A 13040-nucleotide genomic window follows, 5' to 3' on the forward strand; every position below is an offset into this window, starting at 1 on the left:
TAATTAAAACAAAATGGTATAATTCAACTTACTTCCAATGGCTGCAATAATTTCCCATTTGCCATCAATATTTCTAATAACCGGTTTTGCAGCCCCTTCACCAAGCCGTATGTAATACGCTTTATCATCAATTAAATACAAACCCTTGCCAGCTTCTTCAATGTTTGAAGCAGTAGCCAAAAGGAAATACAAATCTTTTGATGGTTTATCAATAGTAATCTCTCTCGTTAAACCTTGTCCATTTTCCATCACTTTAACGGCATCAGTAACATTTGTTCCATTAATGATGTACTTAAACTCCGGACGATCCTGTTTATCCATTACATAACCCTTGGTTCTGAAACCAGTACCAATAGTGTCAGTAATCCATTTATCCTGATCGCTGGCTAATTTTGCAACGGCTAAAATTGGCTTTTTAGTAAAACGGGTAACACTGCCTAAAGCACGTGAAGTACCATTTCCACGACCATCCCACATTGGCGTAGCATCGATAAAATCACCATGCCATCCCTGTAATAATGTACCATTATCCAAATCGTAGCTATAGGCAACTTTCTCTGGCCCACCTACCGAAATAGCGTGCACCGAGCGTACTCCAGGGGCTACATCTACAAAACTTCTGATCATATTGTTGCTAGCTGCTTCAATATAAATTGGGTCTGCACCATCGTTTTGGTTTGGTTTTGGAATTTCGGATAGTTCAGTGATTTGAATATTTCTGAATGCTACCGAACCATGATCGCCTTGCAAACGTAAAGGTCCTTTTGCTTTTTCAGCTCCTGCAGCTCCTCTGGTTGTACCAAATAACTCAACATTTTCGTGGATCAGCACACCATTTAGTTCTGCGCTGATGATTTTAGCATTTTGCGTTTTTTTTCCTGATGCATCAAATTTTGGTGCCTGGAAGATAATTTTAATGTGCTGCCATAAACCTGGCGCTTTACTTGCATTCTGACGGGGAGCAACACCACCAAATCCTTTCTCGGCTTCGGGTTTACTATCATCCCAGCGTTGGTAAATACCACCATTGTTTGATGATGTGGCATTTTTCAATCCCCATGCATCGTCAATCTGGATTTCATAATTACCTTGAAGATAGATGCCAGAATTTGTTCCTTTTGCAGTTAAATAATCTAATTCTACGGCTACATCGCCATATTCGTTTGCGGTGTATAAATCAGATCCTGCTTTTTTCGCGGTTGATTGATTAACTAAAATGCCTCCACCTTTGGTTGTTTTTAAAACGTTTTCAGCATTTAGGTCGGCTACTACATTTTGTGCAAGCGACCAAGAATTTGAAGGATTTTTAAAGGCTGAAAGATCTTTGAGATCAATACGCTGGCCGAAGGCCAACAGGGTTCCGAAAAGCCAGCAAATGGCTGTAAAACCCGTCTTTGAGATGTTCATATATTTGGTTTGTTAGTTTTAGCCCTATCGAGGCCAGTTATTGCTTTAAAAATGAGACTGTATCATAAAGTGTAAACTAACTCTGTCCTTCGACAGGCTCTCCGTAGGAGTCCTTTGGACAGGATACAACCCTATTTTATGATACAGTCTTTATTTTTTCTATTTTTCTGTTGATAATGAATAAGGAAAATCAACTGGATTTGAACCTCTGGTTTTATTCGGCATTGCGGTCATATTGAAATTTAATACTGCACCTTTTTGCAAACCACTGTGGCTGATCCAATTTTTAGAATATGGTTTACCATTCATTTGTAAAGACTGAACATAACGATTGTTATCGCTATTGGCTGCTGCATTAATTACAACCGTTTTACCATTTTCTAAAGTAATGGTTACCTTTTTAAACAAAGGAGCGCCTAAAACATACTGATCAACCGCTGGCGTTACCGGATAGAAGCCCATTGCCGAGAAAACATACCAGGCAGAAGTTTGTCCGTTATCTTCGTCACCGCAATATCCATCCGGAGTAGCTTTATACATCCTGTTCATGGTTTCTCTTACCCAATACTGCGTTTTATAAGGCGCTCCACCGTAGTTGTACAGGTAAATCATGTGCTGAATAGGTTGGTTACCATGTGCGTACTGACCCATGTTTGCAATCTGCATTTCGCGGATTTCGTGAATTACACCGCCATAAGCACTCTCATCAAATACCGGAGGCATCGAGAACACAGAATCTAATTTGGTTACGAATTTACTATGGCCACCCATTAATTTGGCCAAACCATCTATATCCTGAAAAACAGACCAGGTATAGTGCCAGCTGTTGCCTTCGGTAAATGCACCGCCCCATTTAAATGGGCTGAACGGGCTTTGAAAAGTTCCATCCTGATTTTTGCCACGCATTAAACCTGAAGCCGGATCGAAAAGATTCTTGTAGTTCATGGCTCTTTTCTTATAGATATCAATTTCTGATGCGGGTTTACCCATAGCTCTTCCCAGTTGATAAATGGTAAAATCGTCATAAGAATATTCCAGGGTTTTAGCGGCATTTTCATTCTTTTTAACGTCGAAAGGTACATAACCCAATTCATTGTAATATTTAACTCCATCGCGACCAACGGCTTCCATCGGGCCTTCGTTGTTTGCACCATGTTTTAATGCCTGCCATAACGTTTCGATGTCGTAACCACGCATGCCTTTAATATAAGCATCAGAAACTACTGAAGCAGAGTTATTACCTACCATAATGTTTGCATAACCCGGACTGCTCCACTCTGGCAACCAACCACCTTCTTTGTAATCGTTAATCAAGCCTTGTTGCATTTCCTTGTTAATTGAAGGATAAACCAGGTTTAAGAAAGGATATAATGCCCTAAAAGTATCCCAGAAACCTGTACCAGCGAACATATAACCTGGTAAAACCTGGCCATTGTAAGGACTCCAGTGAACAATCTGGTTTTGTGCATCAATTTCATATAATTTATTGGGGAAGAACAAAGTGCGGTACATTGCAGAATAAAATGTACGGGTTTGATCAATCGTACCACCTTCAACCGCAATTTTACTTAAGGTTTTGTTCCAGGTTGCTCTACCTTTTGCTTTAGTGGCATCGAAACCATCGTTAGCCAATTCTCTTTTTAGGTTTAAATCGGCCTGCTCAAAACTAATAAATGAAGAGGCCACTTTTGCAAGTACCTGCTCGCCTTTTTGTGTGGCAAAACCAATAACAGCACCGGCATGATCGACGGTTAACTCTAAATCTTTATCGTTAAGTTTTTTATCATCCCAGGTTTTAGCCAATTTGAAATCTTTGTTGAAATAGATTACGAAGTAGTTTTTGAAATTTTTAGGCAGTGGACCACGGGCATATTTAGTGGTATAACCGATAATTTTTCTTTCTGCAGGAATAATTTTGATATAAGAACCTTTGTTCTGCGCATCCACTACCACATAAGCACTATCCGTTTTAGGGAAAGTAAATCTGAACTGGGCGGCTCTTTCTGTTGGGGTAATTTCGGTAGTTACATCAGCATCTGCCAAATAAACACTGTAATAATATGGTTTAGAAACCTCTGCTTTATGGCTGAACCAACTTGCACGGTCATCATCAGTAAATCTTAATTTGCCAGTAACAGGCATGATAGAAAAAGCGCCGTAATCGTTCATCCAGGGCGAAGGCTGATGTGTTTGTTTAAACCCACGGATTTTGTCGGCATCGTAAACATAGGCCCATCCATCTCCGTTTTTACCGGTTTGTGGCGACCACATGTTCATTCCCCATGGCAATCCGATTGCCGGGTAGGTATTTCCATTGGATAGATCTGGTTTCGAAGCTGTTCCCATCAATGGGTTAATCCAATCTACCGGATCTGTGATTTTGCCAATTGTTTGCGCGAAACTGGTTGATGCCGCGACACTCAATAAGGCGATAAATAATCTTTTCATTTGTTGTGTTTGTGTTTTTTATATGCTTGTATTTATTTTCCTAAACTTGAGAATTTTTAACATAATCTGCCCAAAGTGCATCTAAATCTTTACCTGTTAATTTTGTCCAGATATCTTTGGTATAGGTATGGTCTCTTAAAGAAGCATCAACGGTTTTAATAATCCCTGGTTTTATGCTTTTTTCCATCCAGGCAAAAAAACCTGCTGTAATGCGGTAACTGTTTGTATAGCTATGATCTGGTTTCAGCGCAGGAAGTGACCATTTAGCGCCTGCATTGTCTACACCAAATTTATAGCGGGCATAATCTGCAATACCTTCTGTTAACCAACCCGGCCCAACGCTCCGGCCATAATCCTGCACAATGTGCATCACTTCGTGGGTAACCACGTCAATATCTTCGGGATGTTTAATCATCCACATGGAACTGAAGGTTACTTTTCCATCAGCAGTTGCGGCAACACCATCATAAGCAGTATCAACAAAAAACTTTACCACTTTTACGGTTGATGGATTGTATTCTTTTGCCAGTTTTGGATAAACATCAAAAAAGGTTTTAATTAAGCGCTTTTTCAATTGTGGATCCAGCGCCGCAAAATTGCTTTCGAACGATAAGGTATAACCGTTCTTTTTGGTAATTTCCTGTGCTTTTAATTGCAATGAAAATGCGGAAACAAGCATTACAAAAATCGAAAGAATAGCTGTTTTTTTCATTTATCTGTGTTATTATTATTTTGGTTAGCGTGTTTAGTTCTGCAAAATAAATATAATATGTAAAACGTTTTAGTAAATGATCAAAAATTTTACTTTAGTGATGATTATTTTTACAAACGCGTACTAGAGGAGGCAATTTTTTATTCGCACATACCTTGTAAAACTTGGCTTCTTTGTAAATTTTCTTTTAAGCGGTCGTCGTTTCGGGCGGCGTGCAATGCAGTCGAGAACCACGGAGTGCTCAGCAAAGCTAAATCTTTCTATGTAGATCTCTCCATTCCACTGCGTTCCAGTCGAGATGACGATCGTTTCGTTAAGTAGTCATCCTAAGCGGAGTCGAAGGATCTCCATTCTTCTGCTTTTCATCCGATAGCTATTGAGATGACGACCGTTCTATGCAAACTTTTGGTAATGTTCCTCCTAAAGAGAAGTCAAGTTTTATGGCAAGTGTGCTATTTAAAACTTGACTTCTCTATAATTACTTTTTGCTGCTATAAGTAAGGCTTACTTTTTGAGGTTCTTTACTATAATCTTCCCAAAGCTGATCTAGTGTTTTTCCGGTTAAGGAAGTCCACGATTGTTCGCTGTACTGGTGTGCCCTTAGTTGCTGATCTAACGCAGCAATTAAACCAGGTTTTACATTCTGCTCCAACCAGGCAAAAAAGCGCGCGGTAATCCGGTAACTATTGGTGTAATTCTGTTTTTCATTGTAGGCTGGTAAACTCCATTTCGAACCTACATTATCTACGCTATATTTATAGCGTACATAATCGGCGATTCCTTCAGTTAACCAAACCGGGCCGGCACTATAGCCATAACCCTGCACAATATGCATAGTTTCGTGTGTTACCACATCAATATCGGTTGGGTGTGCTTTCATGTAACCAGCACTAAATAAAATTCTATTTCCGCTTGCTTCTGCAACTGCTTTGTACGCTGTATCTACCACAAATAATACATCATGTGTAGATTTATCGTTAAATGTTTTAACCAAAGTTGGATAGATTTCAAAATAAGTAGCAATTAACTTCTTCCTTACCATTGGATCTAAATTCGGGTCTTTGCTGATAAATGTTAATTCATAACCTTTGTGTTTTTCTTTACTGTAAGAAACCCAGTTTTTTGAAAGTGCGGTAAATAGTTCCTTTTGGATTTTCTTTTGCGATTTATTTTTAACCCATTGACTGTTTACTTTAATTTCTCCGGCTTTAGCTTGTATTGTTGGTGTTTCTTCCGTTACTAAATCTAACACTACATTTCTTTTGGTACGGTATCCATCTGCCTGGGCAAATTTTGGGTAAACCTGAAAAAAAGCAGCCTTAAGCCTGGCATTTACAACGGAATTAGTTGCACTATCTTTATCGTTAATGGTAACTTTGTACTCTCTTTCTCTATTTTGAGCGAAAGCATTAGCACTTATAAAAGATATAAACGCGAATATTAACAACTTCTTAATCATGATTTTTTTTGTGAGTTTTGAAAAGCAGAAATGATCTTGCTGCTGACAAAATCATTTCTTTTGGTTTATATAGTGTAATTTAATAAGTGATGGCTGGAAAATCGGTTTTAGCCTTGGCCAGCATGGGGCTCCAGTCTGCTCCTTTTTCGTCCTTCGGTCCAAAAGCCGTTAATGCCAGTGGTGCCAAATCTGCTTTCGCTGCACCGCTCCAAAAGTGAATAAATTCACCAAAATTCATTTTCCTGATATATTGTTGATAGCTTTTACCTTGTACAATGAGTTGTTGCTTAGGAAATTGTTGAGACAATAAGGTAAAGAAGCCATTTAAAACCTTTGCTTTACCATAGTTATCATAAATTGGAAGAAACCAATTCCTGAACCATTGTGTTCCTGCCTTAGGATAACTGTCAGTAACAGCCATCATTTTATTGTACCAACGTTGTGCATCGGCGGTTCTGTTTAAGCCTAAATACACATCGTATTGATAAATCTCCATCCACTTACTATCATGCCAGATATCGAAAGCCGGCGATTCTTTTACCCCTTTTGATGCTCCTTCTACAATGTGACCAATTTCGTGGGTAGACAAATCAATATCATTATCAATGCCGGTAGTCCAGGCATCGAAACTGCTGGCACCACAATCGGTTACGTTTCTATAATCGTGCCCTGCATCCAGATAAGTACCCGGATGACCTCCGCTATATTTACCTGCATGATAAATTACAAATAAGCGGCTATCATCTCCAAACTTGCCGTAAGTTTTTTTGGTATAATTCCAGGCTTCTGCCATGTATGTTTTTGGCCAGGCAATAGTTGGTTTAACATCGCCATCGTAATAAACCACTACGCTGGTATCATAATAAACCCGGTTTAACAATTGCACATGCTCAAACCAATGCTCCTTCCATGTTTTTGGTGGTGCATCTGGTGGATCTACACTTTCTATAAACGGCGGTGCTGGCTTTACGGTCTCAACTGGTGCTTTTTTACTGTTGCAAGCTAACACAGCAAATAGTACAATTGCCGATAACGATAAAATATTTTTCATAGCACTAGTATTAATGTTTAAAAAAAGCACCGGGTGAAACACCCGGTGCTATATGTATTTTACCAGCCTGTATTTTGTACAATTACAGGAACTTTTTGAATTTCGCCATTTGGTATAGGCCATAAATAGTGTTTCTTTTGGAAAACCCTGTTTTCGGTAACCACTGGTGTAAAAAATCCTGGTGCATTTTGGGTAATATTTAAACCCTTGATCTGCTTGTCGGTAGTTTCTGCAATTTTCCACTCCCTGGTATAGAAATAGCGGTCTAGTTCGAAAGCCAATTCAACACGTCTTTCCCTGCGGATCGCATCTCTCATATCGGTTGGTACAGGTAATGCACCAGCGCCACTTCCGTAAGGCGCTATACCTGCTCTAACACGGATCTTGTTTAAATAAATCAAGATATCAGGATCTGAAGGATTCGACTCCTGCAATGCCTCTATATAATCTAAATAGATCTCTGCTAATCTGATCATGGTAAAGATAGGTCTGCCCTCTGTCCAACCTGCAACAGTTAAGTGCTTTCTTGAGGTATAGCCTGTTTTAGTATAATCGTTGTTGGCAATAGCATTTTTGCCGGCATTACCGTTAAATTCAAAACTTGTGATAATATTTGATGATGGATTAATCCACTTACGGCCGCTATAGGTAATATTTGCATAAAAACGAGGCTCGCGGTTAACATACATATTGCTGATTGTCCTTGGTCCGTCCTGATCATTCGGATCTGGCGCCTGATAGGCCGAAGTACCACTCGCAGTGTAAGTCGGATCATTTTCAATTGGTAACCCATTTGCTGTAAAATAAGCATCTACTAACTGTTGTGAAGGAGATAGAAAAGATCCGCCTTTATCGCCATCAGAAGCACCGTTGTGATTTGGTGCCAATGAATATTGATAAAGCGTAACATCACCTCCCCTGCCAAAAATAATTTCTGAGTTCCAACCGTTTAAAAATACATCTCTTGTAGCAATGAAAGCCCTGTTAAAAGCATTATCCGGCAAACCGGCAGGAGTAGCAGCAACATTATAAAGTGCATAATTTGCATAACGGGAGTTGGTTAAAAATGCTTTTGCAGCAGTTGCCACTTTTGTCCATTTTGCAACATCAGCAGTTTGGCTGATTAATTGTTTACCATCCTGATTTTTAAGGCTGGCATAATCGGTGTTTCCATTAAATAACGGACGTGCAGCGGTTAATAATGCTTTTATTTTGTAGGCATCAGCAACTGAAGCAGTAATATGTCCATAATCCTGGCTCGCTTGTGGTGTTGCAGGTAAACGCGAGCTTGCTGCCTCTAATTCGCTTACAATATAATCGATACATTCATCCATTGAATTACGTGGCTTGCTGATTTCCGGTAGCGGAGCATCAGATGCGATTGGATCATTGCCCAATAGAATTACAGGGCCATACTGCCTCACTAAATAATAGTAATAAATAGCCCTTAAAGCCCTGGCTTCGCTGTAGTAACGGTTAACAATGTCAATTCCACCAATGTTACAATCAGTACACCTGTTAATATTCGCCATAAAAGAACTGGCAGATTGTATTCCCTGATAAAACTTTTGCCAGTGGTAGTTTACCGCGCCACTGGTTGCATCCCATGCACCCGAATTTACGTTCTCGCTAAAGTTTGGCAAGGTGTAATCCGCCTCATCAGAAGCAGCTGTCCACGGACCAATGTTTCCACCTGTTGACGGTGACCGGTCCTGATCCTGATCCGGAAGTGTAGAATAAACGTTTGCCAATGCCTGATCAACAGTAGACTTTTTTTCGTACATCTGATCGAAGGTTAGCCTATCATCAGGTACTTGGTTTAAAAATTTCTTACAGCCATAATTACCAACAATCAGTAATGTGCCAACTGTATATATCAATATTTTTTTCATTCTTTTTATTTTAAAAATTAGCGGTAAGACCTAAAGAATAATTAGAGGTTAGTGGGTACCTTGTACCGTTATTCGTACCAAGTTCAGGATCCCAAAGCTTAAATTTGCTAATGGTGAAAACATTATAACCTGTTGCATAGACCCTTAAGCGTTTAACACCAATGGATTTTATACCTTCTTTAAGTGTGTAACCTAAATCTGCATTTTTTAACCTCAGGAAGCTGATGTCGCGTTTCCACCAGGTACTCGTTTGATAGTTATTGTTATTTGTACCTCCATAAGATAAACGGGGATAAACTGCATCCTGACGAGGATTTGTTGGTGTCCAGCGATCTGCAGCTACGGCGAGCATATTACCTAAACCACCCGAATTGGCAAATGAAGGAATGTTTAAAATAACATCAGCATTGTCCTGTCCCTGGAAGAACAAACCAAAATCGAAGTTTTTGTAAGTTAACGAGAACCCGAAACCATAGGTTGTGCTTGGAATATCTCCCCTACCGATTATCGTCTGGTCGAATGAATCAATTTTACCGTCACCATTTAAATCTTTATACTTGATATCTCCAGGCATTAGCGTACCAAATTGTGTTGGACTCGCATTGATCTCTGCCTGGCTGTCGAATAACTTTTCGGCGATATAACCAACACGTGTTGCAGCTAAAACATTATAACCGCGTTGCTCCATCCAAGGGTAAGGTTTCGGTGCCTGATCGTTCTCGATTACTTTATCTTTATTGTAAGTAAAGTTAGCTCTTAAATTAAGCGACCAATCTTTACCGAATTGTGTATCATATTGGATGGTTCCATCAATACCTTTATTATCAACGATACCTAAGTTACCAATTGGTGTATTGGCCAAACCGATATAATTGGGTACCGTACCTCTACTGATAAATTGGTTCTTTCTTCTTTCTTTATAAAAATCGACGATTAACGATAAGTTATTATTCAACGTTTTTATTTCAAATCCTAAATCCTGTTTACGGGTTTCAGCCCAGGTTACATCTACACCATAAGCCGTCACGCCTAAACCGTTTGTTCCAAGATTTCCATTTTGGCCAAAAGAATAATCACCCGCATCACCAACTTTAGTTAAATAGTAGAAACGTTGCCCTTCGTTATCTGCATAACTATTGCCACTACCTCCACTACCCACAATACCGTCAGAATAACGGAATTTAACCATTTGAATAGCATTTTTAAGCGGTTCGAAAAATTTCTCACTCGAAAGCAACCATCCCAGACCAACAGCTGGAAAAAATCCATACCGTTTATTTGGCGCAAAGTTTTCTGAACCATTATAGCCCATGTTAAATTCAAAGAAATACTTATTATCATAAGCATAGGTAGCGCGACTTACTAAACCTTGTAAGCGGTAAGGAAGTGAAAGTGTTAGGTTAGGTGCAGAAGCTTTGGTGTTATCATTTTGATTATACAACAATAAGCCGCTTACAGCATGTTTACCAAAGGTGCGGTTATAATTAACGGCTCCTTCAAAGTACATTTTCTTATCGCCACCATTATCATAGTTGTAATTTAAAAAGTCTTGTCCCTGTAAAATTAAACCATATTTATAACCTGAATTCGGATCTCCGGGAGTAAGGTAAGGGTCGCTAGGGTTAATTCTGTACAAACTCTCTCTTTTAGTTCTGTTAATTCCATTGGTATTATTTACATCAAAAGAAAACATGGTGGTAACCGATAAACCAGGTGTTATTTCTTTTAAATCCTGTGTTAAACGGATATTTGAATACAACTGGTTGGTGTAACTGGTTCTATATCCATTTCTTGTAATATCACCATAAGGATTACGCTGATCGGCTTGCGGGCTGATACCTGGTAAACTGCCATTTGGATAAAGTACCGGAAAAGAGGTAGGGTTAATTAAAAAGGCCTGACTGAAAATGTCCTGTGCAAGCAAGTTACTTGGGTAATTATTTTGCCCCAAAATACCCTTGATCCCTAAATCCAACTTGGTGGTACCGGTAATATCCCAGTTTAAGTTTGCACTAACATTATAGCGGCCATAGTTTTGTTTAACCGCAGAATTTACAGCTTCATCAGTTTTAAATAAACCATCTTCGCCATAATAACCTAATGATACATAATATTTTGCATTGCTTACCCCACCAGATAAATTGGCTGTTGCTGATCTGTTTCTACCAAAATCGTTATAAATGGCATCAAACCAGTTTACATTCGGGTAAAGGATTGGGTCGGTTCCGGCAGCAGTTTTTTGAACCGCATCTATTGAGTATGCCGGCGTAAATGCACCTGCAGCACCTCCTCTCAAATAATCAGAGTATTTGGCCTCATTAGCTAAGTTCATGTAATCTACGCCATCAATCAATTGCGGTCTTTTGGTGAAACGGCTTATCCCTTCGTAATATTCTACGTTAATTCTAGGTGAGCCGGTTTTACCTTGTTTGGTGTTGATTAAGATTACACCGTTTGCACCGCGGATACCATATACTGCTGTTGCAGCTGCATCTTTTAGTACGGTGAAGTTTTCTACATCGTAAACACTGATATCGTTTAAGTTACGGTTAGGAACACCATCAATAATCACAAGTGGGCTTCTATCGCCAGATGATAATGAAGATATACCGCGGATGAAAATATCTGATCCGGTGGCACCTGGCTCACCATTTCTTGATACATTAATTACACCCGGGATACGACCTGCCAATAATTGACTCATACTGGAAACCGGTTGTTTCAAATCTGCAACGTTTACCGATGACTGTGCACCTACTAAACTTTCCTTTTTCTGCACACCGAAACCTACAATGGCAACTTCCTGTAAATCAGAACCTGTTGTTTCCTTTAAACGGATATCCAGCGTGGTTTGCGTGCCAACTGTTATTTCTTTTGTATCATAACCAACATAAGTTATAATTAAGACTGTATTTTGATCAGGAACGGTAATGCTAAATGCTCCATTTACATCTGCAGCAGCACTGGTAGAACTACCTTTTACTTTAACACCTGCGCCTGGTAATGGTGCACCAGTCTCATCTTTAATGATACCACGTATCACAATATCAGCCTTAGCTTGATTAACTGAAACCGAACTGTTTATATTAATCGCTGAAGCATGAGCTGTTGCGTAAAAACTACTGCTTAAAGCTAAAGTAAAAGCGATAGCCTTAAAAGCACAATCTTTAAGCCTGAGCCTGCCTCCAGTTAAATTTGTATTTTTTTTCATCATAAAATTCATTTGTTGTTAACAGATTACTGTTATAGGTCTATTGATCAGTTGAAATAGATTTATTGCCTAACCGGTTGAATAAATCTTTGTGTATCTTATTTACAGAAGTTGGATTGAAAGCTACTGTTGCTCCTCTGGCACTTCGATTACACGCCATTCCGACAACTGGAATAATGAACTGCTACCAATTGCTGTAATGCTCAACCTGTAATACTTATACAAAACTTTGTTTTTGAAACTATAGGTTTTCATCATGTTACGGCCTGAAAAGGTTTCATCATTTCTGGTATCCAGATCTACCCAATTGGTGCCATCCAAAGAACCGCTTAATTTCCAGTTTTTCGGATCTCTGCCCGGAGCATCGTTACCTGATGTTAAGGTGTAAGACGCAACCTGTTGGGGAGCAGGAAAAGATAACTGCAAATAAAAGTTGCTTTGATAAGGGTTGATCAGGAATTTTGTGGCTGGATCGTTATCAACCACCTTTGCAGATCCTTCTGCACCTGCTGATCCTCCAGAACTCTCAATGTTAACTGAAAGTGTTGCTTTAGCGGTAACATCGACCTTCGCCTTCCAGGTAAAAAGATCTACTGAAGGATATTCTTCCTTACCGCATCCAAAAAGTAAAACCAAGGCAATACAGAGTCCAAAAGTGCTCCTGGTAATTTTTAAAAGATTCATAATTGATTAATTTATAGTTTGGTGGTTGTTAAAATGTACAATAGTTAATCGCAGATCAATGAATGATCAGGAGTTTAAATTGATTTTAAGGAGGGATTAAATTATACCGAAGCATACACCTACCTTATGTCGCCAGCTTCTTAAGGCGAGAAAAAACATTGGTATTGCCAAAGACA

General features: G+C 39.2%; 8 protein-coding genes. All 8 read right to left on the reverse strand.

Annotation, left to right across the window (positions count from 1 at the left end; all coding sequences use genetic code 11):
• Positions 1-3 precede the first annotated feature (3 nt).
• Positions 4-1407 (reverse strand): 3-keto-disaccharide hydrolase, encoded by a 1404-nt coding sequence (locus ACUN24_RS25910; RefSeq protein WP_445565099.1) that lies wholly within the window; start codon positions 1405-1407, stop codon positions 4-6.
• 159 nt (positions 1408-1566) lie between these two features.
• Positions 1567-3855 carry a GH92 family glycosyl hydrolase gene (locus ACUN24_RS25915; RefSeq protein WP_445565100.1) on the reverse strand — a complete coding sequence of 763 codons (2289 nt, stop codon included), beginning with the start codon at positions 3853-3855 and terminating at the stop codon, positions 1567-1569.
• Between the two features lie 40 nt (positions 3856-3895).
• Positions 3896-4567: a basic secretory protein-like protein gene (locus ACUN24_RS25920; protein WP_445565101.1), complete on the reverse strand. Its 672-nt coding sequence runs from the start codon at positions 4565-4567 to the stop codon at positions 3896-3898.
• 478 nt (positions 4568-5045) lie between these two features.
• Positions 5046-6026, reverse strand: coding sequence for a basic secretory protein-like protein (locus tag ACUN24_RS25925; protein ID WP_445565102.1), 981 nt, complete (start codon positions 6024-6026; stop codon positions 5046-5048).
• A gap of 79 nt (positions 6027-6105) precedes the next feature.
• Positions 6106-7077 carry a hypothetical protein gene (locus tag ACUN24_RS25930; protein ID WP_445565103.1) on the reverse strand — a complete coding sequence of 324 codons (972 nt, stop codon included), beginning with the start codon at positions 7075-7077 and terminating at the stop codon, positions 6106-6108.
• Positions 7078-7136: 59 nt separating this feature from the next.
• Positions 7137-8969, reverse strand: coding sequence for a RagB/SusD family nutrient uptake outer membrane protein (locus tag ACUN24_RS25935; RefSeq protein ID WP_445565104.1), 1833 nt, complete (start codon positions 8967-8969; stop codon positions 7137-7139).
• 10 nt (positions 8970-8979) lie between these two features.
• Complete coding sequence (locus tag ACUN24_RS25940; RefSeq protein WP_445565105.1) at positions 8980-12183, reverse strand: SusC/RagA family TonB-linked outer membrane protein; 3204 nt, start codon at positions 12181-12183, stop codon at positions 8980-8982.
• A 120-nt stretch (positions 12184-12303) separates the two neighbouring features.
• A complete protein-coding gene (locus ACUN24_RS25945; RefSeq protein WP_445565106.1) occupies positions 12304-12864 on the reverse strand; it encodes a discoidin domain-containing protein in 561 nt (186 codons plus the stop codon).
• Between the last annotated feature and the right edge of the window lie 176 nt (positions 12865-13040).

The organism is Pedobacter sp. WC2501 (genome assembly GCF_052682415.1).